At 48.5% G+C, this 237-nt stretch carries 1 protein-coding gene; it reads left to right on the top strand.

The window, feature by feature from the left end; genetic code table 11:
• Positions 1 to 237 (top strand): class I tRNA ligase family protein (locus B4920_RS27895; protein WP_139379781.1); only part of this gene is annotated, 237 nt, incomplete at both ends.

Genomic DNA, 237 nt, shown 5'->3' with positions numbered 1-237 from the left:
TGTTGCTGCACGCCCTGAGTTCCAAGGTCATGGTGTGGATTTGTATCTTGAAGGTAGCGATCAACACCGTGGCTGGTTTATGTCATCATTGATGATTTCTACCGCGATGACTGGTGAAGCACCTTACAAGCAAGTGCTTACCCACGGCTTTACCGTTGATGGTAAAGGTCGCAAGATGTCGAAATCTATCGGTAACGTGATTGCGCCGCAGCAAGTGACTAACAAACTAGGTGCGGA

The organism is Zoogloea sp. LCSB751, from assembly GCF_002028455.1.
In the GTDB taxonomy this organism is placed as follows: domain Bacteria; phylum Pseudomonadota; class Gammaproteobacteria; order Burkholderiales; family Rhodocyclaceae; genus Zoogloea.
Note: the sequence above shows the minus strand (reverse complement) of the source record. Positions and strands in the feature narration are given on the sequence as shown.